Genomic DNA, 24,512 nt, shown 5'->3' on the forward strand with positions numbered 1-24,512 from the left:
GATAAAGCTTTGACCCTCTCCTCCCGAAATATGCTGTCGAAAGCACTTACATTAGCAAAATGGTAACAGCGTACGGAAGGATGTCAAACCCCAAATTAGCCTAAAGTCGCATATTCCGGGAAACTGAACGTATTCAAAATTGAGGTGGAAAGAAACGATCGTAAGCAGTCAAGTAATAAGGCCGCGCTTGATATTCCACCGGTCGTGATACCAGAGCCACTGGCCGGGATATTCGCGCACCCATTGCTCGACCTTGTCGTTCAGCATCTGCGCGGTCGCATCGACGTCGACGGCGCCGTTCTCCTTGCGGGGGATGTCCATCGCCGGCTCCAGCTCCAGGCGGTAGCGGTTGCCGGGCAGGCGGATGCAGCGGGCGGGATAGACCTCGCAATCGAACTGGCGCACCAGCTTGGCGAGCAGCGGGTTGGTCTGCACCTTCCGGCCGAAGAATGTCGTGTGCAGGCCCTTGTTGAACTTCTGGTCGACCAGCACGCCGACCGGACCGCCTGCCTCCAGCTTGCGGGCAAGCGTGAAGGACGAACCGGCATGGGAGGGCACGAGGTCGCCCATGCGTGCGCGGCGGAACTCGAAAACCTTGTCGGCGACGTAGGGGTTGTTCGGCGGACGGAAGAGCACCGTCACATCGAGGCCAAAGGACGCGCCGGCAACCGGCAGCAGCTCGAAATTGCCGGTATGGGCGGTGAAGACGATGAAGGGCCGCGGATTGTCGCGCAGGTCCACGAAGAGCGGAATGCCGGAGACCTCGATGCGGCCAGGCGCCGTGCGCGCGGGATCGAAGTCGAACAGACGGTCGAGAAAGACATATTCGGCCGCAAGCCGGCCCATATTGCCCCAGGCATCGAGCGCGATCGCCGCGATCTCCGCCTCGGTCTTTTCCGGAAAGGCATTCCTGAGATTGGTGAGCGTCAGCGTGTGGCGGCGCGTCTTCGGGCCGATCCAGCGCGCCGCGCGATCGGCGAAGTTGATCGCACCGTCCGCCGGCAGGAGCTTCAGGAGGCTGAGCAGGCCGAAGACGAACTGCGCCACCAGCCATTGCTTGAACTTCCTGAGCGCCAGGACGAGGCGTGTGACGATCATCCGCACGGCATCAATCCAGCTTCAGGACGATCTTGCCGAAGATCTGGCGCGATTCCATGCGCTCCAGGGCCGTCGCGATGCCGTCGAAGGTCACTTCGGTATCGATGACCGGGTGGACGAGGCCCCGCGCCATCTTCTGCATGGCATTCGCCATGTTCTCCATGCGGCAGCCGAAGGAACCGAAGAGCTTCAATTGCTGCTGGAACAGCATCATCAGGTTCATGTCGGTGGAAACGCCGGAGGTGGAGCCGCAGGTGACGAGCCGCCCGCCGCGCTTCATGCAGAGCATGGAGCCCGCCCAGGTGTCCTTGCCGACATGTTCGAAGACGACGTCGACGCCCTTCTTCCTGGTCAGCTTGCGCACGACGCCCTCGAAGCGGTCCTCGCGGTAGTTGATGACGTGGTCGGCGCCGAGCGCCTTGGCCTTCTCGATCTTGTCGTTCGAGCCGACGGTGGTGATGACGGTGCAGCCGATCTTCTTGGCAAGCTGGATCGCCGCCGTGCCGATGCCGGAGCCGCCGGCATGGACGAGGATCGTCTCGCCGGATTCGAGTTTCGCATTGTCGAACAGCATGTGCTCGACCGTGCCGAAGGTGACGGGAGCGAGCGCCGCACCGACCGCATCGACGCCGGGCGGGGCCTGCACGAGCAGGCGGGCGGGAAGGTTGACCTTCTCCTGCGCAAAGCCGTCGAGATGGAAACCGTGCACGCCGCCGACATGTTCGCAGAGATTGTCGCGGCCTTCGCGGCAGGGCTTGCAGAGGCCGCAGGTGCGCGCGCCGTAGATCGAGACGAGTTGGCCGGGCAGGACATTCGAGACGCCCGGACCGAGCGTTTCGACGACGCCGGCCGCTTCCGCGCCGATGACGAGCGGCATCTTGCGCTTGGCGAAGGCCATGCCGCGCCAGCCCCAGACGTCGATATGGTTGAGCGCGACGGCCTTGACCCGCAGCGTCACTTCGCCGGGGCCGGGCGCCTCCGGCTCGGGGATATCGGTCAGTTCGAGCTTGCGGTCGTCGAGAAGCTGGAGGGCGCGCATGGCAAAATTCCTATCAGGCGGGTTCGGCCGTCATGACGAGGCTGGCGTTCTGGCCGCCGAAGCCGAAGGAGTTGGAGAGAACCGCGGAAACGCGCGCATCGCGCTTCACGTTCGGCACGACGTCGAGCACGATGGCCGGGTCGGGGTTCGTGTAGTTGATCGTCGGCGGCAGGGTGCCGGTCAGCATGGTCTGGATGGAGAACACGGCCTCGACCGCGCCGGCCGCCGTCAGCGTGTGGCCGATCATCGACTTGTTGGAGGAGACCGGGATGTTCGCCAGCGTGTCGCCGAAGACGGTCGACATGGAGAGATATTCCATCTTGTCGTTTTCCGGCGTCGAGGTGCCGTGGGCGTTGATATAGCCGATGCCGCTCTCGTCGATGCCGGCATCTTCGAGCGCCGCGCGGATCGTCGCGATGGCGGGGCCGCCATCCGGCGAGGAGCGGGTGCGGTGGAAATGATCGGCCTTCTCGCCGCAGCCCTTGAGGATGCCGAGCACCTTCGCGCCGCGGGCGACGGCGGATTCGAGCGATTCCAGCACCAGCGTCGCCGCGCCTTCGGCGATGACGAAGCCGTCGCGATCCTTGCTGAACGGCTTGGAGGCCTTGGTCGGCGGGTCGTTCTGGGTCGAGAGCGCGGAGAGCAGCGCGAAGCGGATCAGCGCCTCCGCCGTCACCGAGCCATCGGTGCCGATGGTGAGCGCGCGGTCGGTGCGGCCCTGGCGGATCGCCTCGACGCCGAGCTGGATGGCCGTCGCGCCGGAGGCGCAGGCGGTCGACAGCGTGACGGGCAGTCCGCGGGTGCCGAAACGGTCGGCGAGGCGTTCGGAGATCGCGCCGAAGGCCCAGGCTTCGTGCAGAGCGGGTTCGGCCTTTTCACGCAGCACCGCGAGGAAGCGGTCATAGGCATCGCCCGGACGCTGCGACGGCGGGGCACGGTCGGCGAGCGCGAAGCGGTCGCGCCAGTCAGGCTCGATCGGCGGGGCGGCAAGGAAGAGCGGACCGCCGAAATCCCCGGAAAGGCCGGCTTGCGCCAGTGCCTCGTCCGCCGTCTCGCGGGCATAGGCATAGGAGCGCTCGACCGGGTTCTCGACGGGCAGCTCGATGAAATCGACCGTGCCGGAAATGCGGGTGTTCAGCCCGTCGACCGGAAAGCGCGTGATGCCGTGGATGCCCGACACGCCGCCGACGAGCGCGGTCCAGTTGTCCTTGAGGCCCTGCCCCAGCGAGGTGATGACGCCCATGCCCGTGACGGCGACGATCGGGCGGCCGAGATGATCCCTGTAAGCGGCTTTCGTCATGGCCGGCTCCTACTTCTCTGCGGAAAGGATTGCGACGCCTTCGCCGCGCGCATGGCCGACCGTGGTGACCACGGCGCTTTTCGCCGCTGCGGTCATCGCGGCCTCGGCCGTCGTATCGAACGGCGCGACCTTGACGTCCGCGCCGAGCGTCAGGGCGGCGATGGCAAGGCCGAGCGGGAACTGCGCTTCCAGCGCCTGGCCGGTGACCGCGCTGAAGCCGCGCACCGGACTGCCGGAAAAACGCGTGTCGAGCCAGGCTTTTTCGCGCGCCGTCACGCCATGCTGGCCGGACGCGCCCGAGAAGACGACGGTCCCGGCACCGGCCGCAGCGCCGTCGGCCAGCCGTTCGAGGCGGGCTTCCAGCCGACCCTCGTCCCGCGGGCCGCGGTCGCCGCCGATGGCGTCGATGGTCGCGTAGATGCGTGCGCCCCGCGCTTCGGCATGGGCGCGCGATTCCAGCACGAGGAAGGCCGCAGCCGTGCCGGTGACGATGCCGCCGCCGGCCTTCTCGTCGCGCGACCAGAGCGGCGTCCAGCCGCCCGTCGCATGCGCGCCGATCGCTTCGTAAAGCAGGATGACATCCTGCCGCTCGGCCACCAGCGCGCTGCCGACGAGCGTGTGCGTCGACTGGCCGGAGCGGATGCGGTGGAAGGCAGTCTCGATGGCGGAAATGCCGGCCGCCTCCTCGCCCATGAAGGTGCGGGAGGAGCCGGTGACCTTGTGCACGATGGAGATATTGCCGGCGAGCAGGTTGGAAAGCTGCGCGAGGAATAGCGTGGGCCGCAGCTCGGTGGTCAGCTTCTCGTTGAGCAGGCGCTCGCGGTCGTTGCGCTTCAGGCCCTCGTCGACGATCAGCGAATCGACCGCGATATCGCGCTCGCCGCCGCCGGCCGCCACGATCATGTCCATCGTGCCGCAGGCCTCCGCGTCGTCCTTGAAGCCGGCATCGTCGAGCGCGAGGCCGGCGGTGAACACGCCGAGGCGCTGCCAGTTCTCCATCTGGCGCTGGTCGCCGCGCTTGGGGATCTGCTGGTTCCAGTCAATGTCAGGCATCGGGTGCACCGGATAGGGCGCGAAGCGCTCCGTCTCGATCTTCAGCGCCGGCGCGCGCGCGCCGCCAAGGATTTCCACATGCGCCGCCGCGCCGACACCCTGACAGGTGACGATGCCGACGCCGGTGATCACCACATCGTTGTTCGCCTTCGCCATGCTCACTTTCCTTCCGCCGACGCGTCGAGCGCCTCGAACAAACCCACCTCGCCCGCGCGCGCCCGCACGATATCGGCAAGCGGCACTTCGGCAAACGGCATGGTGCGCAGCTTCAGTTGCGCATCGCAGACCTTCTTGCCGGAACACGAGATCTTCGCCTTGGTGACGGCATAGCCCGACCCGTCATGCTCCAGCACCGCCTCGATGTCGAGCACGGCATCCGGCTCGACGAAGCTGCGCATCTTGGCGCCATCGACGCTCATCAGGAAGGGCATGGCGGCAAAATCCGTCGCGGCGAGCACGAGGAAGCCGGAGGCCTGCGCCATGGTCTCGATGAGCAGCACGCCCGGGACGAGCGGCATGCCGGGAAAATGGCCTTCGAAAACAGGGCTTTTCGCGGGCACGACAGAGCGGGCCTTCAGCACGCGGCGCGCGCCGTCGACAGCCTCCACGCGATCGATCATCTGGAAATATTCGAGCAGCATCGGGATACCTCCGGCAGGTTCCGGAAATCGAAAGGCCTGCCGGAAACGGCAGGCCGTGCGCCACAAGCACCGGGATCGTCTGGAGCACGGCCGCGAGAGCGGCCGACGCCGTTGCCTCAGGCCTTGGCGGCCCGCAGGTCGTCGATCTTGGCGCAAAGGTTCTTCAGGACGAAATACTCTTCCGTCGCGACCTTGCCCTCGTTGACATCCTGGGTCCACTGTTCCAGCGGGATCTTGATGCCGAATTCCTTGTCGATCGCAAAGACGATGTCGAGGAAGTCGAGGCTGTCGATGCCGAGATCGTCGATCGTGTGGCTGTCGGGCGTGATCGTCTCGCGGTCGATCTCGCTCGTCTCAGCAATGATGTCGGCAACCTTGTCGAATGTAGCAGTCACGCCCATACCTCATGAATCTATAGTCGGGCGATCCTATATGGAAATAAGACGCAATTGCCAATGGGTTTGATGAGGGCCCTGCGCAGTCGGCGATGCTGTGTTGCGCAAACAGCATGGCCGTGGGCCGCCGGTCAGACCGCGATGGAATGCCGTCCGCGCCCGCTCGCCAGATGCGCATCGAAGACCGCGGCGACGGTGCGCGCGAAGGGCCGCCCCGCCGCGGTCAGGACGAACCGGTCGCCCTCGATGCGGGCGAGCCCGTCGCGGTCCGCCGCGGCAAAGCCGACCGCTTCCGCCCGGATGATGCCGGAGAAGGCCGGATGGCACGCGGCAAGGGCAGCGAAGGAAAAGCCGAAATCGCACATGATCTTCTCGATCACGAAGGCGCGGGCACGGTCCTCCTCGGTCAGTGCATAACCGCGGACGGCGGCAAGACCGCCCTCCTCCACCCGGCGCAGGTATTCGCCCGTCGCCGGCATGTTCTGGATATAGCCTTCGGGAAGCTGGCCGATGGAGGAGGCACCGAGCCCGACCAGCGCATCCGCCTGGTCGTCAGTATAGCCCTGGAAATTGCGGCGCAGCGTGCCCTGCCGTGCCGCCGCGGCGAGCCGGTCGGCGGGAAGCGCGAAATGATCGATGCCGATGGCCTCGTAGCCGGCCGAAACCAGCATGTCGGCCGCCAGCGCCATCTGCTCGAACCGCGCGACGACACCCGGCAACGCCGCCTCGTCGATCATCGTCTGGTGCTTCTTCATCCACGGCACATGGGCATAGCCGAAGAGCGCGATGCGGTCGGGCGCAAGCGAAAGGACGGCCCGGACCGTCTCGGCCAGCGTCTCCAGCGTCTGGTGGGGCAGCCCGTAGAGGATGTCGCAATTGACCGAGCGCACGCCCCGCGCCCGCGCGGCCTCCACCACGCCGCGGGTCTGCTCGAAGGTCTGGATGCGGTTGATCGATTTCTGGACCTTGGGATCGAAATCCTGGATGCCGAGGCTGGCGCGCGTCATGCCGATATCGGCCAGCGCATCGTGCCGGGCTTCGTCCAGATCGTTCGGATCCATCTCCACGGAGATTTCCGCATCCGCCGCGAAGGAAAAATTCTTCTCCAGACAGGCCTTCAGCGCCCGCATGTCATCCGGTCGCAGGAGGGTCGGCGAACCGCCGCCGAAATGCAGCGCCGTGACCGGCACCTCCCGCAACACCCGTGCGCCGATCGCGGCGATCTCCGCATGGAGGCCCTTGAGATAGGCCTCGACAGGCTCGTAGCGCAGCGTCTGCTTGGTGTGACAGGCGCAGAACCAGCACAGCCGGTCGCAATAGGGTATATGGGCATAGAGCGAGAGGCGATTCTCCGCCGCAAGACGCCCCAGCCAGTCCGCATAGACCTCCGGCCCGATACTTTCGTTGAAATGCGGCGCGGTCGGATAGCTTGTATAGCGGGGAACCGGCGACGAAAGGCGTTCGACGAGGGCGTGCTGCATGGTCATCTCCTTGCTCACACGGCAAATAAACCCGAAACGGTCGTCACCATTTGATTTTGATCAAGTGAAAGCCGGAATGAGTGCGCTAGGATTTGACAATAGTCAGGAAGCGCTATTTTGCCGCGAGGCGGCACGCTTTATGTTCACGGTCGCGTGCGGTAGCACGGCATTGTTGCGCCGCGGGAACCGCCGGGCGAAAGGAAAGCCGACATGGAAATTCGCCGCCAAGATATCCATAATTCCGACATTCCTCTTGTCTGCCGTGCCTGCGAGGCGCGCCATGGCGGCGTGTGCGGCGCGCTGACCTCCGAGCAGCTCTCCGAACTCAACAAGCATTCCTTCCGCAACCGCCTGGAAACCGGCGCCGAAGTCATTGGCCAGGGCGAGACGGTGGTGAACTATTCCAACATCATGCGCGGCGTCGTGAAGCTGACCAAGGTGATGGCGGACGGCCGCCAGCAGATCGTCGGCCTGCAGTTCGCCCCCGATTTCCTCGGCCGCCCGTTCCTGGAAGAAAGCGCCATCACGGCGGAAGCGGCGACGGAAAGCGAAGTGTGCAACTTCCCGCGCCATGTGCTGGACCGGCTGGTCAAGAGGACGCCGGAGCTGGAGCACAAGCTGCACCAGCAGGCCCTGAAGGAGCTGGACGAGGCGCGCGACTGGATGCTGACGCTCGGCCGCAAGACGGCGCAGGAGAAGGTGGCGAGCTTCCTCTACCTGATCGCCACCCATATCGACCCGGAAAGCGTCGACAGGTCGGCCTTCGAGCTGCCGCTCTCACGCGCCGACATCGCCGATTTCCTCGGGCTGACGATCGAGACCGTCAGCCGGCAGTTCACCAAGCTGCGCAAGGAAAACGTCATCCGCATCGAGAACAACCGTCACGTCACCGTTCCCGACATGGACCGGCTGATGCGCTACGCCGGCAACGACTGAGCGAAACGCTCAGCGCGTGATGACGATGCGCGTGTTGGACAGCCCGTTGCGGTTGGCCATCTGGAAGAAGGTCGCCGCATTGTCCGGGTGCAGGCGCACGCAGCCATGCGAGGCCGGGCGGCCGAGGCGCTTCGTCTCATAGGTCGCATGCACGGCATATCCCCCCTTGAAGAAGATCGCATAGGGCATCGGCGCATTGTTGTACTTGCGCGAGCGGTGGTTGCGCGAGGCCCATTTCGCCGACCAGGCGCCCGTCGGCGTGCCATAGCCCTTGCGACCGGTCGAGACGGGCCAGCGATATTTCACCGCGCCGTTCTGAGTAACGACCATGGTCTGCGAAGAAAGGCTGATCCGGGCGGTCAGATTGGCCGACTGAGCGGTCTGGGTCTGGAACAACACAAGAAGGAACGCGACAGCGGTCGCAAAGAAGATACGCATGACTTCCCCTCTATTCGTTTGCGCATGGCTTTGATGCCAGTCTCGCGTCGAGACAGAATATAGACGTTTCAGCCTTCCACAATATTGGCGGGGCCAAGAAAAGAAAACGAAGTTAAGATGTAAAATTCTATTGAATGCCGCGCGGCGCGCTCACAACAAAGCGGCAAGAAGCGCGGCCAGCAATACAGCGGCAGCAAGAGCAGCACAGGCGGCCGAGAAGATCCGCAAGGACAGATCGATATCCGCCACCGTCGCGACGGTGCGGCCGCTCGCGTTCATCATCGGTTCGTCAACGCGCGTGCCGCCATAGATGCGCGGGCCGGCAAGGCTGATGCCGAGCGCGCCGGCCATGGCCGCTTCCGGCCAGCCGGAATTGGGCGAGCGGTGGAGGCCCGCATCGCGCAGCGCCGTGCCGATCGCATGGCGCGCCGCCGCCCTGCCCTTCACCGCCCATGCGCCGGCGGCGAGGAAGAGGATGGAGAGGCGTGCGGCGGGCCAGTTGGCGAGATCGTCCAGCCGGGCGGAGGCCCGGCCGAAATCGAGATATTTCGCGTTTTTGTGGCCGATCATCGAATCGGCCGTGTTCAGCATCTTGTAGGTGAACAGGCCCGGCAGGCCGAAGAGCGCATACCAGAGCGCCGGCGCCACCACGCCGTCGGAAAAATTCTCCGCCAGGCTCTCGATGCCGGCGCGGCAAATGGCCGGCTCATCGAGCGTCGCCGGATCGCGGCCGACGATCATCGACACGGCCTGCCGCCCGCCCGCAAGGCCGCCGCGCTTCAGGCCGCTGGAGACGGCACGCACATGATCGTAAAGGCTCTTCTGCGCCAGGAAGATCGCGACGATGACGATCTCGACGAGGGCGCCGACGATGCCGAGCGGCGCGAGCAGCCGGTGCACGAAGAAGCCGAGGAAGGCGCTGGCGGCGAGCAGCACGGCAATGCCGGCGGCACCGTTGAAGCGCTTCGTATCGGCCGAGAGGCGCTTGCCGTTGAAGAGCTTGTCCATCAGCCCGATCGCCCGGCCGAACAGCACGACCGGATGCGGCACGCGTCGCCAGAGCCTGTCCGGGTCGCCGACAAGGCGATCGAGCAGCAGGGCCAGGAAAAGGAGGAGAAGCGTTTCGCTCATCGCCCGGCCATCACCTCCGCCAGCGCCGCCGCCAGCCGGGCATCCGAGGCGGCATCCGGCGCAAGGCCGAAGCGCAGCCAGCGCGCATTGTAGTCGAAGGGACGAACGAGGATATGGCGGCGGCAGAGCCCTTCGTGGATGGCGGTTGCATCCGCATGGTCGACCAGCGCGAAAAGGCCGGTGCCGCCGACGATATCGAGGCCGGCGGCGGCAAGGACGGATTCGAGCGCCGCCTTGCGCGCGTCGATCGACCGGCGGATGGCGGCGGTGTCTGATGTCATCAGGCCGGTGGCGATGGTGAGCGCCGGGCCGGACACGGCCCAGGGGCCGAGCCCGTCCTCGATCCGATCGACGACCGGCGCCTCGCCGATCACGAAACCGAGGCGCAGGCCGGCAAGGCCGAAGAACTTGCCGAAGGACCGGAAGACGAGAAGGCCCGGCATGTTGTCGCCGGCCAGCGGCGCGATGGCGGCTTCGGGGCGCATGTCGCCGAAGGCCTCGTCGACGACGAGAAGGCCGCCGCTGCCGGCAACGCGCCGGTGAAGGTCGAGCAGCGCCTCGCGCGAGAACAGCCGGCCGTCCGGATTGTTCGGGTTGACGACGACGACCAGGCCATGGGCATCGCTCACGGCATCGAGGCCTGCAATGCGATCCACCGCCACGCCGGCATTTTCCAGCACGCGGGCATATTCGCCATAGGTCGGCGAGACGACGGCGGCGCGCCGGCCGGCGGCGACGAAACGCGGCAGGAGCTGGATGACGGACTGCGTGCCGGGAACAGGAAAGGGCAGCGCGCCCGATGTGCCGTAATAGCGGGCGGCGGCAGCGCGGGCGGCATCCTGGCGATGGCGGTCCGGCAGGCGGTGCCAGGCGGCGGCATCCACTGCGGGCAACGCCGCGGGATTGGGGTTGATGCCGGTGGAAAGGTCCAGCCAGTCCTCCGGCCTGCCGCCGAAGCGCTGGGCGGCGGCGGCGATACCGCCGCCGTGAACGATGCGCGGCGCGGTCATGCCGCCTCCGGCGCAAGATCGATGAGATGCATGTAGGAGCCGCTGACGGTTCCGCGGCGAAGGCCCGCCTCGCCGAGGTCCTCGCCGATCGCGTCCGTGACGGCAAACAGGCGCTCCGCGGCGCCCTCGCTGGCGACGGTCGAATAGTGAAATTCGTGGGCGGTCATCGGCGCCGAAAAGCCCGCGCCGGCAAGCGGCGTCACGCGGCGGTAGCCGAGATGACGACGGCGCGCGGCAAAGCTGGTGACGAGCGGCAGGAGGCCGAGCATGCCGTAGCGGGATCCATCCGCCGCAACCAGAGCCTCCCCCAGAGTCATATAGCCCCCGCATTCACCATAGATGCGCGCCCCCCGGCGCGCTGCCTCCTGCATGCCTAGACGGAAGGCAGCGGCATTGGCAAGAGCGGCCCCGTGCAGTTCCGGGTAGCCGCCGGGCAGATAGACGGCGTCCGCATCGGCCGCGGGCGCCTCGTCGGCCAGCGGCGAGAAGAAGGAAAGACTCGCCCCCGCCATGCGCCAGCCCATCAGGAGATGCTCGTACGTGAACGCGAAGGCGACGTCGCGGGCGATCGCGATGCGCTGGCCGAGCGGCGGCAGGCGCGGCACGGCGCCCTCCATCCGCGCCCCTCCCTGCCGCGCGGCGACGGCGACCAGGCGCTCCAGATCGCAGCACCGCGTCACCACGGCGGCGGCATGGGCGATGAAGGTCTCCAGCATGCCATGCTCGCCGGCCTGCACGAGGCCGAGATGCCGTTCCGGCAGGGCAAGCAGCGGATCGCCCCGCAGCACGCCGAAGATCTCGATGCCGCTCGCCTCCAGCGCGCCGCGCAGCATGGCCTCGTGCCGGGCACTGCCGACCTTGTTGAGGATGACGCCGGCGACGTGGACATCGCCGCGATGGTCCCGGTAGCCCTTCACCAGCGCGGCGACGGACTGGGACATGCGGCTGCAATCGACGACGAGCACGACGGGCAGGCCGAGCATCGCCGCAAGGTCGGCGGGCGCGCCGGTGCCGTCGGCGGCGGCGTCGAAAAGGCCCATCATCGCCTCGACCAGCAGGAAATCCCCCGCGCCGGCCTGCTGCGCGGCATTGGCGCGGATGAGCTCCGGACGCATCGCCCAGGGATCGTAGTTGAGGCAGGCCTTGCGGCTGGCGGCGGCGTGGAAGGCCGGATCGATGTAATCCGGCCCCGCCTTGCCGGAAACGAGGCCGAGACCGGCATCGGCGAAGGCGCGCGCCAGGCCCAGCGTCACCGTCGTCTTGCCGGAGCCGGAGGCGGGCGCGGCGATGAGCAGTCCGCTCATGCCAGATCCTTCAACTCGCGCGAGCCGAACGGGTCGGGCGCCAGCGCGCGACCCTGCGTCAGCGCACCGAGCCAGTCGAGCGAGGCGCGCAGGCGCACGACCTCGCCGACGACGACGATGGCCGGCGGTTCGAGGCCGGCGGCCGTGACATCCGCCTCCGCGCGCGCCAGCGTCGTTTCCAGCACCTGCTGTTCGGCGGTCGCGGCATTGCAGACAAAGGCGACGGGCTCCTCCGGCGCGCGGCCGCCGGCGATGAGGTTGCCGGCGATCTGGCCGATATGCTTCATCGCCATGTACATGACGATGACGGGCGAGCCCTTGGCGATGCCCTCCCAGTTGATGCGGTCGGGCACGAGGCCGGAGGAATCATGGCCGGTGAGGAAGGTGACGGCATGGTTGACCTCGCGATGCGTCACCGGGATGCCGGCATAGGCAAGGCCGCCGATGCCGGCCGTGATGCCCGGAACGATGCGGAAGGGAACGCCGTGCTCGATGAGGGTCAGCGCCTCCTCGCCGCCGCGGCCGAAGACGAAGGGATCGCCTCCCTTCAGCCGCAGCACGCGGTTGCCGGCGCGTGCCAGCTCGACGAGCCGCAGCGAAATGTCCCGCTGCTTGTGCGAGGGCTTGCCGCCGCGCTTGCCGGCGAATTCCAGCACCGCGTCCGGGCCGGCAAGCGACAGGCACTCGGCATTGACCAGCGCGTCATGCACGATGACATCCGCCTGCTGGAGGGCATGGGCGGCGTGCAGCGTCAGGAGGCCGGGATCGCCCGGGCCTGCGCCGACGAGCCAGACGCTGCCTCTTTCCATGGGCGGGAGGGCGGCAAACAGGGTATGCATCAGGCAGGCTCCCGGCTTGAATCAGAAAACGAAGGCGCGGAATCGATGCCGCAGGAAAATGCCGCAAGCGGCTGGAAAGATTCAGCGATCGCCGCCGTGGCATGGGCCGATTTCGTCTTTTCCACGACGAGCCTGCCGCCGCTGCCCGCCTGCGCCAGCGCCGCCGCCTCTGCGACGCCGTGGCAGCCGGTGATGGCGAAGACGCGGTCGGAAGGATTGGCAAGCCGCGGCGTCTCGGCTTCGAGCCGGGCGGCCGGAAAGGTCACGAGCGGCACGCAGAAATGCCGGGCGACGGCATGCATGGCCGGCTCTTCCGCGCGTGCGTCCAGCGTCGCGACGAAGGCGATGTCCTCAGGGTCCGGAATGACGGAGAGGGCGAGATCGAGCAGCTCTGCCGGCGGCGTGCCGCGTTCGCAGCCGAGGCCGAGGACGAGCAGACGTCGTCCGGTGTCAGGGGATGGGGCCTTGGCGCGCATGGCGGTCTCTCGCAAAATTCCACGCGAAAGGGCCCGGCCTTGCCGTCCACCGACGGTTCCGGATGAAGCCCCTCTGGGTCGGCCGCACCGGACACCGCTCGGCCCGCCCTGCGGGCACCGTCGCTAGGCTTCTTAGTACCGGAGGGCGTGAAGCCGGTCAAACCGGATTGCGGCATCGCCCGCGCCGGATGCGCCACGCCGCAGGCCGAGACGAGATTGGCCGGCACGCTCTCCCGCCGCGGGCGCACCGGGCTTTGCTTTTGCCGCGCAGTCTGACAGAAGGGCTGAAAATCCGCTCCTCGCATTCCCCCGAGTCCCGCCTTGGCCGATATCGCCCTTCATATCCTCGTCTTCCTGTTCCTTGCCGCCTTCCTCGCCGGCTTCATCGATTCCATCGCCGGCGGCGGCGGCATGATCACCATTCCGGCCATGCTGATCGCCGGAATTCCGCCGCTCGAAACGCTCGGCACGAACAAGCTGCAATCCCTCTTCGGCTCCGGCTCGGCGACGCTCGCCTATGCCCGCGCCGGCCATGTCCGGCTGCGCGAGCAGATGCCGATGGCCGTGGTCTCGGCGGTGGGGTCGGCCTTCGGCGCCCTGCTCGCCACCGTGGTGCCGGGCGACGTGCTGAAGGCGATCCTGCCCTTCCTGCTGGTGGCCATCGCCGTCTATTTCGGGCTGAAGCCGAATATCGGCGATGTCGACAAGCATCGCCGCATGAGCGTCTTCCTGTTCACCGCCACCATCGTGCCGCTGATCGGTTTCTATGACGGCGTGTTCGGCCCGGGCACCGGCTCGTTCTTCATGCTGGCCTTCGTGACGCTGGCGGGCTTCGGCGTGCTGAAGGCGACGGCGCACACCAAGCTGCTGAACTTCGGCTCGAATGTCGGCGCCTTCGCCGTCTTCCTCGCCTATGGCGTCGTCCTGTGGAAGGTCGGCCTCGTCATGGGCGCCGGCCAGTTCCTCGGCGCGCAGGCGGGCTCGCGCGTCGCGATGAAGAACGGCGCCAGAATCATCAAGCCGCTCCTCGTCGTCACCTCGATCGCGCTCGCCATCCGCCTGATGGCCGATCCGAGCCATCCGCTGCGCGTCTGGCTGGGGTGGTGAAAGGCGAGCGACCAACCAAAGCCCCTCACCTGCCTGCCGGCATCCTCTCCCGCAAGCGGGCGAGGAGCGATGGGCGCGCCGTTTTCCTCCTTCTCCCCGCCTGCGGGGAGAAGGTCCCGGCAGGGGGATGAGGGGCAACGCCCCCGGGGGTTCAGTATTCCACGCCCTGCTGTGCCTTGATGCCCGAGCGGAACGGGTGCTTCAGCAGCTCCATCTCGGTGGCAAGATCCGCGATCTCGATCAGCTCGTCCTTGGCGTTGCGGCCCGTCAGGACGACATGCGTCATGTAGGGTTTTTCCGTCTTCAGGAACTCGATCACCTCGCCCACATCGATATAATCGTAGCGCAGCGCGATGTTGATCTCGTCGAGCAGCACCATCGAATTGCGCTCGTCGCGGATCAGTTCCTTCGCCTTCTCCCAGGCCTTCTGGGCCATCGCGACATCGCGCGCGCGGTCCTGCGTTTCCCAGGTAAAGCCCTCGCCGAGCGTGAAGAACTGGCAGAGATCGGAGAAATGCGCCTCGATGAGGTCGCGCTCGCCCGTCGCCATGGCGCCCTTGATGAACTGCACGACGGCGCAGGGCTTCTTGTGCGCGATATGGCGGAAGATCATGCCGAAGCCGGCGGTCGACTTGCCCTTGCCCTTGCCGGTATGGACGATGACGAGGCCCTTCTCGTCCGTCTTGGTCGCCATGATCTTTTCGCGCGCCTGCTTCTTCTTCGCCATCTTCTCCGCGTGGCGGGCGAGCTCGGCTTCGGTCATGCCGGCGGTTTCGTCGTGGTTGTCGCTCATCGTTCTTCCCTTCGTCTCAATCGCAGTCACGAGGCCCTGCGGGCGCCCAGCATGTCCAGTTCGAAGCGTGCCGAGTTCGAGCGCGGCGTCCACAGGCCCCGGTCGATCGCCTCGGCGAACCGCGCCGCCATTTCGGCCAGCGCCGCCGGGTTCTTCTCCATCAGGAAATCGCGCACCCGCTCATCGAGCACATAGGCCTGATAGGCGGCCTCGAAATGGTGGTCCTTCACCGCACCGGTCGTGGCGGCGAAGGCGAACATGAAATCGACCGTCGCGGCGATCTCGAAGGCGCCCTTGTAGCCATGGCGCATGACGCCGTCGATCCATTTGGGATTGACGACGCGGGCGCGCACGACACGGCCGATCTCGTCCTCCAGCGTGCGCACGACCGGCTTTTCCGGCCGCGACAGGTCGTTGTGATAGACGACCGGCTGCTTGCCGGAAAGATGCTCCGCCGCCGCGGCCATGCCGCCCTCGAACTGGTAGTATTCATCGCTGTCGAGCAGGTCATGCTCGCGGCTGTCCTGGTTCTGCACCACGGCCTGGAGGCTCTTCATGCGCGCCTCCAGCCGCTCGCGCATCGGCACGCCGTCGCTCGTCCCGTCATAGGCATGCGCGCCCCAGGCGAGCCAGGCCTCGGCAAGGTCGCCGCGCTCCGTCCACAGCCCCTCGTCCATCATCGTCTGCAGGCCGGCGCCGTAGCCGCCGGACTTGGCGCCGAAGATGCGGAAGCCGGCCTGCTTCAGCGCCTCGTCCTGCGACGCGCCCCTGGCCGCCAGCGCCGCCGCCTCCGCCCGCATGCGGGCGGCGATCGGGTTGTCGGCATCGTCCTCGTCCAGCGCGCCGACGGCGCGCACGGCCCGGTCGAACAGCGCGATCTGCTCCGGGAAGGCATCGCGGAAGAAGCCGGAAATGCGCAGCGTCACGTCGACGCGCGGATGGCGCAGCACGGCCGGCGGGATGATCTCGAAGCCGGTGACGCGGCGCGAGGCCATGTCCCAGGTCGGCTTGACGCCGATCAGCGCCATGGCCTGCGCGATGTCGTCGCCGCCGGTGCGCATGTTGGAGGTGCCCCAGGCCGTGATGCCGAAGGAGGTCGGCCATTCGCCGTGATCCTGCGCATAGCGGGTGACGATGAGCTCGGCGGATTTCCGGCCAAGCTCCCAGGCCGCCGGCGTCGGCACCGCGCGGCTGTCGACGGAGTAGAAGTTGCGGCCCGTCGGCAGGACGTCCGGCCGCCCGCGCGTCGGCGCGCCGGAAGGGCCCGGCTCGATGAAGCGCCCGTCGAGGCCGCGCAGCAGCGCGGCGATCTCGGCCGGGCCGCAGGCGGCGATGGCGGGGCGGATGGTGGTCTCGATCACATCGAGCACGGCGCGGGTGGCGTGCCAGCCATCGGGGCAGGCGGTCGCGCCCTCCACCAGTTTGGCGGCGAGCAGTTCGATCCGCTCGACCGTGTCGCCCTTGCTGCGCCAGGGGGCGTCGGTCTGCGTGGCGAGGATGCCGGGGCGCGGGCCGGTCCAGGGATCGGAGGGGGTGCAGTCGAGTGGGTCGAAGGCGTATGGTGCGCTACCCCCCTCTGCCCTGCCGGGCATCTCCCCCTCAAGGGGGGAGATCGGCTGGGAGCCTGTTTCCGTTTTCCCCGCCGCGTCGAAGCCAACCGCCTTGGCTGCTGATGGAACAGGGTGCGTGCCCCCATCGATCTCCCCCTTGAGGGGGAGATGGCCGGCAGGCCAGAGGGGGGTAAGCCCCGGAACGCATCCGCCGCGATCGCCCGCTGCAGGCTCGCCTCGCCGCCCTCGCCGAGGCCGCGCGGCACGCGGGCGAGCGCCAGCGTCAGGTCGGTCAGAAGCCGCCCCTCGGGCGAAACGCCGAAGACGTGCAGGCCGTCGCGGATCTGCATTTCCTTGAGGTCGCAGAGATAGGCGTCGAGCTTCTGCAACGCCGTCTCCTCGCCATCGCCCCGGGCGATGCCGGCGTCGCGGTCGAGGCCGATATCGCGCACGAGGTCAAGGATCTGCTTCGTCAGCAGCTTGATGCGCCGCGGATCGCCGCCGGAGGCGTCGTAATATTCGTCGACCAGCGCTTCGAGGTCCTTCAGCGGGCCGTAGGTCTCCGCGCGGGTCAAGGGCGGCGTCAGGTGATCGATGATGACGGCGGCGGAACGGCGCTTGGCCTGCGTGCCCTCGCCCGGATCGTTGACGATGAAGGGATAGAGATGCGGCACCGGGCCGAGCACGGCTTCCGGATAGCAGGCCTCCGATAGCGCCAGCGCCTTGCCCGGCAGCCATTCGAGATTGCCGTGCTTGCCCATGTGCACGATGGCATGCGCGCCAAAGTGCCGGCGCAGGAAGGCATAGAAGGCGAAATAACCGTGCGGCGGCACGAGGTCCGGCGAATGATAGGTGTCCTTCGGGTCGATATTGTAGCCGCGCGCCGGCTGGATGCCGACCAGCGTCTCGCCGAAACGGGCGAGCGGCAGGGCGAAGACGTCGCCGATGACGAAGGGATCGTCCTCCGGCGCGCCCCAGCGGGCGGTCATCTCCGCCTGAATCCCTTTCGGAAGGGAGGCGAAGAAAGCCTTGTATTGCTTCAGGGAAAGCGTTTCGCGGATTTCGCGCCCGTCGCCCGCCGCATTGGTCGGGCCGGCCATCAGGTGGGCGATCAGCGCGTCGCCGTCGGCCGGCAGGCCTTCGACCGCATAGCCCTCCACCGCCATCGCGCGCAGCACCTCCATCGTGCCGGCGGGCGTGTCGAGGCCGACGCCGTTGCCGAGGCGCCCGTCGCGGTTCGGATAGTTCGCCATCACGAGCGCGATGCGGCGTTCCGCCGGCGCCGCCCGCCGCAGCCGCGCCCAGCCGGCGGCCAGCCGGGCGGAAAAGCGGATGCGGTCCTCGACCGGATCGAGGCTGACGATGTTCGTCTCGACGCGCTCGTCGTAGCGCGCGGCGGCCTTGAAGGAGACGGCCCGGGCGAGCACGCGGCCGTCGACTTCCGGCAGGGAGACGTTCATGCCGAGGTCACGCGCCGTCAGCCCCTGGCCGGAGGCCTCCCAGGCCGCGCGCGAGGAGCCGGAGAAGATGACCTGCAGGACCGGCGCCCCCGTCTCGTCGAGCACGGTCGGCTTGCGGCCGGCGCCGGGGGCGGACACGGCAAAGCTGGTGGCATTCAGCACGACCTCCGGCCGGGCCGTGGCGAAGGCGGCCCGCACCGTCTCGATGGAGACGGGCTCCTTGAGGCTGGAGACGAAAATCGGCAGGGCGCGGACACCCTCGGCGGCCAATGCCTCGATCAGCATTTCGACGGGGCGTGTCTCGCCGCTCTGGACATAGGCGCGGTAGAAGCAGATGGCGGCGGTCGGAGGTTCGAATCCCTCCTCCCGGTCCGTGCCGACAATCCCCCCTCTGGCCTGCCGGCCATCTCCCCTCCGGGGGGGAGATCGGCAGGAAGCGAGGTCTTACGCCCGCAATTCCGTCCGGACCTGCCGGGCCGGCAGATGGGAAGGAAACCGCTGCCCCATCGATCTCCCCCCCGGAGGGGGAGATGGCCGGCAGGCCAGAGGGGGGAGCGCCGCCAGCACCCGCCACGCCTCGATATCGACCACGCCCCGCCCCGGCCACCAGATGCCGGCCTTTTCCAGCGGCGTGGCCGGTTCCGGCCTGTCGCCGCCGAAGACCAGGGCGTCGGCATAGGCGAGGAAGCGGTCCGCATTGTCGGCGCCACCCTCGTTGAGATAGGCCCAGAGGGTCTGGCGGTCGGTGTCGTCGATGCGGTTGAAGGGCGCGAGGCCCTCGTCCGGCCGGTCGTCGCCGGGCAGCGCCACGAGCCTGATGCCGTTGGCAACGGCGGTCGCCAGCAGCGCTTCCAGCACGTAGCGGAAATAGCTGGCGCCGCCGAGGGCGCGGATGACGATGAGTTTGGCGTGGCGGGCGGTGCGCTCGATATAGGTGTCCACCGACATCGGATGGGAGAGCGTGGCGAGGCTGGCGAGCCGCAGCCGCGTTTGCGTGTCGCGCGCGCGATGGGCGGCGGCGATGGAGGCGAGCTCCGTGTCGGCGGCGGAAAGAAAGAGGATGTCGCCCGGCGTCTGGCCAAGGTCGATCGCCTCGCTGCCGTCGGCGATGGTGCCCTTCTGCGCTAGGAGGAGGTGCATGCGGCGCCTCCCCTTTGCCGGCGTGCCGGGAGGGTGGATCCTCGGGTCAAGCCCGAGGATGACGACAGAAGGACGGGGCGGCGGACAACAGCCGCGGTTGTCCCTGCCGCACCGATCGACAGGCTCTGCGGCCTCTCCTCCCCTCCGTCATCCTCGGGCTTGACCCGAGGATCCACCGGCACGGCACGCCCAAAAAGGCCAAACCGTACCTGAAACGCCGAGGAAGGGAACCGCCGCATGCTCATGCCGAAACTCACACCGCCGCGGCGATGGCCGCGCGCACGGCGGCCTCGTCCATGTCGTGCAGGCCGATGACGACGAGGCGGGTGCCGCGGGTCTCGCCGGGGGCCCAGGCGCGCTCGAAATAGTGGTCGATGCGGCTGCCGACGGCCTGGACGAGCAGGCGCAGCGGCTTGCCGGGCACGTCGGCGAAGCCCTTGACGCGCAGCACGTCATGTTCGGCGATCACGCCCTTGAGGCGCTCGATGAAGGCGGCCGGCTCGGCGATGGCGGGCAGCTCGACGACGAAGCTGTCGAATTCGTCGTGGTCGTGCTCCTCGCCGTTCTCGTGCTCCAGTTCGTGGTGCGACTTGCGGTTGGCGATGTCGTCCTCCGTGCCGACGCCGAGGCCGAGCAGCACGGCGGCGGCGACCTCGCCGTTCTTCGCCTCGATCATCGAGGGCTTGCGGGCGGTGCGGGAGGCGACCTCGTCACGCACCGACTTCAGGCCGTCGGCATCGATCAGGTCGGTCTTGTTGAGCACGATGAGGTCGGCGGCGGTGAGCTGGTCCTCGAACAGTTCTTCCAGCGGGCTTTCATGGTCGAGGTTTTCGTCTTCAACGCGCAGCGCATCCACCTTGTCGTGATCGTCGGCAAAGCGGCCGGCGGCGACGGCGGCGCTGTCGACCACGGTGATGACGCCGTCGACCGTCACCTGCGTCTTGATCTCCGGCCAGTTGAAGGCGGCGACGAGCGGCTGCGGCAGGGCAAGGCCCGAGGTCTCGATGACGATGTGGTCCGGCCGGTTCTCCCGCTCCAGGAGCTTCGTCATGGTGGGGATGAAGTCGTCGGCGACGGTGCAGCAGATGCAGCCGTTGGTGAGCTCGATGATATCGTCCTCGCTGCAGGCCTCCGCGCCGCAGCCCTTCAGCACGTCGCCGTCGACGCCGAGATCGCCGAACTCGTTGATGATGAGCGCGATGCGTTTCCCCCCCGCATTCTGCAGGAGGTTGCGGATCATCGTCGTCTTGCCCGCGCCGAGGAAGCCGGTGATGACGGTGGCGGGGATCTTCTGTTGCAGCATGGCTCAACCCTTCATTTTCAGCGGCAGTCCGGCCGCGACAAAATAGACTTCAGGCACGAGGGCGGCGACCTGCTGGTGCAGCCGCCCGGCATGGTCGCGGAATTCGCGCGCCATGCGATTGTCAGGCACGATGCCGAGGCCGACCTCGTTGGAGACGAGGACGATGCGGCCGGGCGCCTGCCGGATGGCCTCCAGGAGGCCGGAGGATTCGGCGGCGATGTCCCGCTCTTCCAGCATCAGGTTCGTCACCCACAGCGTCAGGCAGTCGACGAGCACGGCCCTGTCGGCCCGCGCCACGTCCCTTATGCGCGCGGCGAGCGCCAGCGGCTCCTCATGCGTCTGCCAGCCATCGCCGCGATCCTCCCGGTGCCTTGCGATGCGCGCGCGCATCTCGTCGTCGAAGGCGCGGCCGGTGGCGATATAATGACGCGAGAGGCCGGTCTTAGCGACCAGCCTCTCGGCAAAAGCGGATTTTCCGGAACGCGCACCGCCCAGAACCAGGACGGCTCCGGGCGATGTCGATGTCATGTCAGGCAGCCTTGGCGATCTTCTCGTTGGCAAAGCCGAGCGAGAGGCCGAGCACGATCCAGAAGAACAGGGTCGTGGCCAGGGCGGCGACGGCGAATTCCGCGCCGAGCACGGCCGGAACGTTGCTGGAGATGTCGCCCGGCTGCGGCGCGCCATAGACCTGCGGCGCCGCGATCAGCACGATGCCGATGACCTTGGCGACGATGTTCTGCTTGAGGAACAGCAGGTAGAGGCCGGCCGCCGACAGGATGACGGTCGCGATCCACCAGACCTGGCGGTCGCCGAGATCGGCGGCGGGGAAGCCCGGAAGCTCCGGCGGCAGGCCGATGGCCGGCAGCATGTGCACGGCAAGCCACCCCGCCGCGCCCCAGAGCGCGCCGTTCGCCACCGTGATCGGATGGCCGGAAACGAGGCTGAGGCCGGCGAGCAGCAGGCCGAAGCCGGCGCCCGTGACGAGGTTGGCGAGCAGCGTGCCGGAGAACCGGCTCATGCCGAACATGATGCCGCCCTCCTCGTGGTCCTCGCCCTCGTGGGCATAGGCGACGGAGACCGGCGAGAGCGCCGAGGCGACGTCCAGGATGACCGCGCCGAGCGAAGAATGGTCCTGCGTCTGGGCGGCGCCTTCCGTGCCGGGCGTCGTGCCTTCCGCGGCGGGCGCGGCTTCGTCGCCGCCCTCGAACTCCTCGGCATGCAGGATGAGCGGAACGACACGGGCCTCCTGGGCGGCCGTCATCAGCACGCCGGAGAACAGCCCGGCCACCAGGGCGGCCAGGAGATAACGAACGATCATGTCAAGAACTCCTTAGTGGCAGGGAAAGCCGTAGGAGTGACGCGTATCGTGGGCCGTGTCGTGCAGCACGGCGGAATTCGCAAGGCCGGCACCGAAGACCAGGAAGGCGCCGAGCAGGAGAGCGAGGACACCGGCGACGAGACGATCGTTTGCGGAAAGGGTAACAGAAGACGTAGTCGAAACAGCCATGACAACCTCCGTGCAGGCAGCGGGGAAACCTCCCCAGGTCGGACGAAATGCCCTTACATTGGCTGGCAGGTCTCCTGGCTCGCAGCGTCCGGCGTCCAAAACGCCTGCGGGGCACCCTCGCCTTCCCAGGCTCCGGCATCGCGAAAAGGCGGACGATTCGTAGAGAAAGAGGCGTCCAACCTCTGCTGATCGCGATGCCACCCAGTGGCTTTTCCGGCTGGTCGTCAAGACGCGGGGCGAAGGCACCATTGCCCCTTTCCGCGCAGATCCTCCCGTCCGGATGGGCGTCCCTCGCCACTCTACAGTCGCGGGGTCGGCCGTGATTGCAGCGCCCTGATTGGGTCCGCCGCGTCACATTCCCATTTACTCCCCGATCCGTTTCCGGATCCGGGAACCATCCAATATTCCGGATGATTATGCTTCCGCCCCTGCGAAGTCAATCGACCGGCAGCGTCATCACCTGTGCTGAAACCGCCGTCCGGCCGTCGCGATCTCAATAGCCGGGGATGATCACCACGCCACCGCCGCCATTGTAATAGCCGTCGTCGCGGTAGTAGCGCTCGTAATAGCCGTCGACCGGGCCTTCGAGCACGTCATAGTCCTGCTGGTAGCGGCGCTGGCGATTCTGCCGGGCCTCGGCATATTGCGCCGCCTGCCGGAGGGCGCGGTACTGCTGGCGGGAGAGGTAACCGTCGGCGCGGTAACCGGACGAGCCCTGCCAGGCGGCGATCGCGGCGCGGGTGCGCGAGCCGAAGACGCCGTCGACGCCATAGGTGTTGAAGCCGAGCATGCTCAGCCAGCGCTGCGCCTGCACGCGGGTCGATCGATCCATATAGGCCTCGCGGCGATCGACGACCGGCTGCTCGGCCTTGCGCTCGGTCTCGACGGTGGCCGTTTCGCTTTCCTGCTTCGGCTTGGCCGCCTGCCGGGCCGTGTCTGCCAGCGCCGCAAGGCGCTCGCGCGCATCAGCGACGAAGCGGCCGTCCGGATATGCGTCGAGATAGGCGCGGAAGGCCTTTTCCGAACCGTCGAGCACGGCCTTCTGGAAGGTCTCCTCCTCGCGTTTCGCCGCATCGTCGGCCTGTTCTACGGCAAGGCCGCGGTTCTTCGTGTCCGCGTCCTGCGCTTCGTTTTCGCGGGCCGCGGTGTCGTTCGCCTGCGCGGCCCGTTCGGCGGCGGCCGCTTCCTCGGCGCGTTTTTCGGCTTCCTCGGCAAGGCGGGCCGCCTCGGCAGCCTTGGCCTCGGCGTCGGCAGCGGCCTTGGCGGCTTCCGCCTTCAGCCGTTCCACCTCGGCGGCCTTTTCCTCTGCAAGCTTGCGGGCAGCGGCGGCCTCCTCCTCGATCCGCGCCTTCTCGGCCGCGGCAGCCTTTTCCGCTTCTACGCGCCGGGTCTCGGCCTCGCGCCGGGCAGCGGCTTCCTCCTCCGCACGCGCCTTTTCCGCGGCGGCGGCCTCTTCGGCCTTCTGGCGCTCGGCCTCGGCCTTCAGGCGGGCGGCTTCCTCCGCCTTGGCCTTCTCGGCAGCGGCAGCGGCCTCCGCCTTCAGCCGCTCGGCCTCGGCGGCCTGCTCCTCGGCAAGCTTGCGGGCGGCCGCTTCCTTCTCTTCCGTCTCCGCCTTCAGGCGGGCGGCCTCTTCGGCGCGGGCCTTTTCCGCCGCAGCGGCTTCCGCGCGCGCCTTCTCCTCGGCCGCAGCCTTTTCCTCGGCAAGCTTGCGCGCCGCGGCGGCTTCCTCCGCCTTCTTGGCGTCCGCTTCCGCCTTCAGCCGCGCCGCCTCCGCCTCGGCTTTCACCTTCTCGGCTTCCGCCGCTTTCTGCGCGTCCTCTTCGGCCTTCAGGCGCGCGGCTTCCGCCTCGGCCTTCGCCTTCTCGGCGTCCGCCACCTTCCGCGCCTCTTCCTCCGCCTTCACACGCGCCGCTTCCGCATCCGCCTTGGCTTTCTCGGCTTCTGCGGTCTTGCGGGCCTCTTCTTCGGCCTTGGCCTTTTCCGCGGCAGCCTGTTCCTCAGCCTTCGCCTTTTCGGCGGCCGCCGCCGCGTCGGCCTTGGCCTTGGCATCCGCCTCGGCCTGCTCGGAGGCGCCCGTCGCCGGCTTCGCCTTGGCGGCGGCCTGCAGTTCGGCGATGCGCAGGCGCGCCATGGAGGCGAAGGTACCGTTCGGATATTGCTTCAGATAGCCTTCATATTGCGCGACATCGCTGCCGGCCGAGACCTTCTGCCAGAGCGAGAACTCCTCTTCCCAGCGTTTGCCGGCGCTGCCGGCCTCCTTGCCGGTCGCAGCCTGGGCAAAGGCGACCGCCGGCTGGCCGGCGAGCGACAACCCGACGATGCCGGCAATGCCGAGCCGCACCAGAACGGAGCGTGCGAGAGGTCCAGAACCCATATATCCCACCCTTTCGGATCGCGCGAAGGCGCAAGCGCCCGGCGATCCCGGGCGGATTTCCGTCACTCCTCGCACCGAATTCTGGCGCAACTTTGGTGCGGCAGGCCGGCAGCGGAGGAACCCGATGTCTGAACGTT

General features: G+C 67.7%; 21 protein-coding genes, 1 pseudogene and 1 riboswitch. Of the genes and pseudogenes, 2 read left to right on the forward strand and 20 right to left on the reverse strand.

The genetic code is table 11. The features are described 5' to 3' along the window. Positions 1–168: 168 nt before the first annotated feature. From shn_RS10370 to hemN, 7 genes are all read right to left on the reverse strand, one after another. Complete coding sequence (locus shn_RS10370) at positions 169–1,098, reverse strand: lipid A biosynthesis lauroyl acyltransferase (RefSeq protein WP_064330331.1); 930 nt, start codon at positions 1,096–1,098, stop codon at positions 169–171. 10 nt (positions 1,099–1,108) lie between these two features. Beyond that, the gene (locus tag shn_RS10375; protein WP_064330332.1) at positions 1,109–2,137 is read right to left on the reverse strand and encodes a zinc-binding dehydrogenase; all 1,029 of its coding nucleotides are present in this window, start codon (positions 2,135–2,137) and stop codon (positions 1,109–1,111) included. A 13-nt stretch (positions 2,138–2,150) separates the two neighbouring features. Continuing rightward, positions 2,151–3,437 carry a beta-ketoacyl-ACP synthase gene (locus tag shn_RS10380; RefSeq protein WP_064330333.1) on the reverse strand — a complete coding sequence of 429 codons (1,287 nt, stop codon included), beginning with the start codon at positions 3,435–3,437 and terminating at the stop codon, positions 2,151–2,153. Positions 3,438–3,446: 9 nt separating this feature from the next. After that, positions 3,447–4,646 (reverse strand): beta-ketoacyl-ACP synthase, encoded by a 1,200-nt coding sequence (locus tag shn_RS10385; protein WP_064330334.1) that lies wholly within the window; start codon positions 4,644–4,646, stop codon positions 3,447–3,449. Between the two features lie 2 nt (positions 4,647–4,648). After that, positions 4,649–5,131: a 3-hydroxyacyl-ACP dehydratase FabZ family protein gene (locus tag shn_RS10390; RefSeq protein WP_064330335.1), complete on the reverse strand. Its 483-nt coding sequence runs from the start codon at positions 5,129–5,131 to the stop codon at positions 4,649–4,651. Positions 5,132–5,247: 116 nt separating this feature from the next. Beyond that, positions 5,248–5,532, reverse strand: coding sequence for an acyl carrier protein (locus tag shn_RS10395; protein WP_133033009.1), 285 nt, complete (start codon positions 5,530–5,532; stop codon positions 5,248–5,250). A 125-nt stretch (positions 5,533–5,657) separates the two neighbouring features. Next, positions 5,658–7,007, reverse strand: a complete 1,350-nt coding sequence (hemN, locus tag shn_RS10400; protein ID WP_064332531.1) for an oxygen-independent coproporphyrinogen III oxidase — start codon at positions 7,005–7,007, stop codon at positions 5,658–5,660. 210 nt (positions 7,008–7,217) lie between these two features. Between hemN and shn_RS10405 the strand changes: the two genes are divergently transcribed. Continuing rightward, the gene (locus tag shn_RS10405) at positions 7,218–7,943 is read left to right on the forward strand and encodes a Crp/Fnr family transcriptional regulator (RefSeq protein WP_064330336.1); all 726 of its coding nucleotides are present in this window, start codon (positions 7,218–7,220) and stop codon (positions 7,941–7,943) included. A 9-nt stretch (positions 7,944–7,952) separates the two neighbouring features. Here shn_RS10405 and shn_RS10410 read toward each other — a convergent pair whose 3' ends face one another. The 6 genes from shn_RS10410 to shn_RS10435 form a co-directional block, all read right to left on the reverse strand. Then, the gene (locus shn_RS10410; RefSeq protein ID WP_064330337.1) at positions 7,953–8,381 is read right to left on the reverse strand and encodes a L,D-transpeptidase; all 429 of its coding nucleotides are present in this window, start codon (positions 8,379–8,381) and stop codon (positions 7,953–7,955) included. 150 nt (positions 8,382–8,531) lie between these two features. Beyond that, positions 8,532–9,512 (reverse strand): adenosylcobinamide-phosphate synthase CbiB, encoded by a 981-nt coding sequence (cbiB, locus tag shn_RS10415; RefSeq protein ID WP_064330338.1) that lies wholly within the window; start codon positions 9,510–9,512, stop codon positions 8,532–8,534. After that, positions 9,509–10,522, reverse strand: a complete 1,014-nt coding sequence (gene cobD, locus shn_RS10420) for a threonine-phosphate decarboxylase CobD (protein WP_064330339.1) — start codon at positions 10,520–10,522, stop codon at positions 9,509–9,511. Before cobD ends, cbiB begins: the two co-directional genes overlap by 4 nt. Next, positions 10,519–11,826, reverse strand: a complete 1,308-nt coding sequence (locus tag shn_RS10425) for a cobyrinate a,c-diamide synthase (protein ID WP_064330340.1) — start codon at positions 11,824–11,826, stop codon at positions 10,519–10,521. The genes cobD and shn_RS10425 overlap by 4 nt, the downstream gene beginning before the upstream one ends. Further along, on the reverse strand, positions 11,823–12,665 hold the full coding sequence (cobA, locus tag shn_RS10430; RefSeq protein ID WP_064330341.1) for a uroporphyrinogen-III C-methyltransferase: 843 nt from the start codon (positions 12,663–12,665) through the stop codon (positions 11,823–11,825). Before cobA ends, shn_RS10425 begins: the two co-directional genes overlap by 4 nt. After that, positions 12,665–13,141, reverse strand: coding sequence for a cobalamin biosynthesis protein (locus shn_RS10435; RefSeq protein WP_064330342.1), 477 nt, complete (start codon positions 13,139–13,141; stop codon positions 12,665–12,667). The genes cobA and shn_RS10435 overlap by 1 nt, the downstream gene beginning before the upstream one ends. Before the next feature lie 321 nt (positions 13,142–13,462). Between shn_RS10435 and shn_RS10440 the strand changes: the two genes are divergently transcribed. Beyond that, complete coding sequence (locus shn_RS10440; RefSeq protein WP_064330343.1) at positions 13,463–14,248, forward strand: TSUP family transporter; 786 nt, start codon at positions 13,463–13,465, stop codon at positions 14,246–14,248. A 151-nt stretch (positions 14,249–14,399) separates the two neighbouring features. Here the strand turns inward: shn_RS10440 and cobO are convergent, their stop codons facing one another. The 7 genes and pseudogenes from cobO to shn_RS10485 all read right to left on the reverse strand — a co-directional run bounded on the left by cobO (position 14,400) and on the right by shn_RS10485 (position 24,375). Continuing rightward, positions 14,400–15,041 (reverse strand): cob(I)yrinic acid a,c-diamide adenosyltransferase, encoded by a 642-nt coding sequence (cobO, locus tag shn_RS10445; protein WP_064330344.1) that lies wholly within the window; start codon positions 15,039–15,041, stop codon positions 14,400–14,402. Positions 15,042–15,067: 26 nt separating this feature from the next. Continuing rightward, positions 15,068–19,191: pseudogene (gene cobN, locus shn_RS36985) on the reverse strand (cobaltochelatase subunit CobN). Positions 19,192–19,444: 253 nt separating this feature from the next. Beyond that, entirely contained in the window at positions 19,445–20,494 is a 1,050-nt protein-coding gene (cobW, locus tag shn_RS10465) for a cobalamin biosynthesis protein CobW (RefSeq protein WP_064330346.1), read from the reverse strand. Between the two features lie 3 nt (positions 20,495–20,497). After that, positions 20,498–21,022, reverse strand: a complete 525-nt coding sequence (gene cobU, locus shn_RS10470; protein WP_064330347.1) for a bifunctional adenosylcobinamide kinase/adenosylcobinamide-phosphate guanylyltransferase — start codon at positions 21,020–21,022, stop codon at positions 20,498–20,500. A 1-nt stretch (position 21,023) separates the two neighbouring features. After that, positions 21,024–21,812 carry a CbtA family protein gene (locus tag shn_RS10475; protein WP_064330348.1) on the reverse strand — a complete coding sequence of 263 codons (789 nt, stop codon included), beginning with the start codon at positions 21,810–21,812 and terminating at the stop codon, positions 21,024–21,026. A gap of 12 nt (positions 21,813–21,824) precedes the next feature. Beyond that, the gene (locus shn_RS10480) at positions 21,825–22,001 is read right to left on the reverse strand and encodes a CbtB-domain containing protein (RefSeq protein ID WP_064330349.1); all 177 of its coding nucleotides are present in this window, start codon (positions 21,999–22,001) and stop codon (positions 21,825–21,827) included. A 46-nt stretch (positions 22,002–22,047) separates the two neighbouring features. Then, a riboswitch (cobalamin riboswitch) is annotated at positions 22,048–22,415 on the reverse strand. Between the two features lie 79 nt (positions 22,416–22,494). Continuing rightward, complete coding sequence (locus shn_RS10485; RefSeq protein ID WP_145925899.1) at positions 22,495–24,375, reverse strand: peptidoglycan-binding protein; 1,881 nt, start codon at positions 24,373–24,375, stop codon at positions 22,495–22,497. Positions 24,376–24,512: the final 137 nt, after the last annotated feature.

The sequence above is a fragment of the Shinella sp. HZN7 genome, assembly GCF_001652565.1.
Lineage (GTDB): Bacteria > Pseudomonadota > Alphaproteobacteria > Rhizobiales > Rhizobiaceae > Shinella > Shinella granuli.

Excerpts from the sequence above, each read along its gene's own strand:
- shn_RS10370 (WP_064330331.1), bottom strand. The coding sequence starts at position 1,098 with ATGATCGTCACACGCCTCGTCCTGGCGCTCAGGAAGTTCAAGCAATGG.
- shn_RS10375 (WP_064330332.1), bottom strand. The coding sequence starts at position 2,137 with ATGCGCGCCCTCCAGCTTCTCGACGACCGCAAGCTCGAACTGACCGAT.
- shn_RS10380 (WP_064330333.1), bottom strand. The coding sequence starts at position 3,437 with ATGACGAAAGCCGCTTACAGGGATCATCTCGGCCGCCCGATCGTCGCC.
- shn_RS10385 (WP_064330334.1), bottom strand. The coding sequence starts at position 4,646 with ATGGCGAAGGCGAACAACGATGTGGTGATCACCGGCGTCGGCATCGTC.
- shn_RS10390 (WP_064330335.1), bottom strand. The coding sequence starts at position 5,131 with ATGCTGCTCGAATATTTCCAGATGATCGATCGCGTGGAGGCTGTCGAC.
- shn_RS10395 (WP_133033009.1), bottom strand. The coding sequence starts at position 5,532 with ATGGGCGTGACTGCTACATTCGACAAGGTTGCCGACATCATTGCTGAG.
- hemN (WP_064332531.1), bottom strand. The coding sequence starts at position 7,007 with ATGCAGCACGCCCTCGTCGAACGCCTTTCGTCGCCGGTTCCCCGCTAT.
- shn_RS10405 (WP_064330336.1), top strand. The coding sequence starts at position 7,218 with ATGGAAATTCGCCGCCAAGATATCCATAATTCCGACATTCCTCTTGTC.
- shn_RS10410 (WP_064330337.1), bottom strand. The coding sequence starts at position 8,381 with ATGCGTATCTTCTTTGCGACCGCTGTCGCGTTCCTTCTTGTGTTGTTC.
- cbiB (WP_064330338.1), bottom strand. The coding sequence starts at position 9,512 with ATGAGCGAAACGCTTCTCCTCCTTTTCCTGGCCCTGCTGCTCGATCGC.
- cobD (WP_064330339.1), bottom strand. The coding sequence starts at position 10,522 with ATGACCGCGCCGCGCATCGTTCACGGCGGCGGTATCGCCGCCGCCGCC.
- shn_RS10425 (WP_064330340.1), bottom strand. The coding sequence starts at position 11,826 with ATGAGCGGACTGCTCATCGCCGCGCCCGCCTCCGGCTCCGGCAAGACG.
- cobA (WP_064330341.1), bottom strand. The coding sequence starts at position 12,665 with ATGCATACCCTGTTTGCCGCCCTCCCGCCCATGGAAAGAGGCAGCGTC.
- shn_RS10435 (WP_064330342.1), bottom strand. The coding sequence starts at position 13,141 with ATGCGCGCCAAGGCCCCATCCCCTGACACCGGACGACGTCTGCTCGTC.
- cobO (WP_064330344.1), bottom strand. The coding sequence starts at position 15,041 with ATGAGCGACAACCACGACGAAACCGCCGGCATGACCGAAGCCGAGCTC.
- cobW (WP_064330346.1), bottom strand. The coding sequence starts at position 20,494 with ATGCTGCAACAGAAGATCCCCGCCACCGTCATCACCGGCTTCCTCGGC.
- cobU (WP_064330347.1), bottom strand. The coding sequence starts at position 21,022 with ATGACATCGACATCGCCCGGAGCCGTCCTGGTTCTGGGCGGTGCGCGT.
- shn_RS10475 (WP_064330348.1), bottom strand. The coding sequence starts at position 21,812 with ATGATCGTTCGTTATCTCCTGGCCGCCCTGGTGGCCGGGCTGTTCTCC.
- shn_RS10480 (WP_064330349.1), bottom strand. The coding sequence starts at position 22,001 with ATGGCTGTTTCGACTACGTCTTCTGTTACCCTTTCCGCAAACGATCGT.
- shn_RS10485 (WP_145925899.1), bottom strand. The coding sequence starts at position 24,375 with ATGGGTTCTGGACCTCTCGCACGCTCCGTTCTGGTGCGGCTCGGCATT.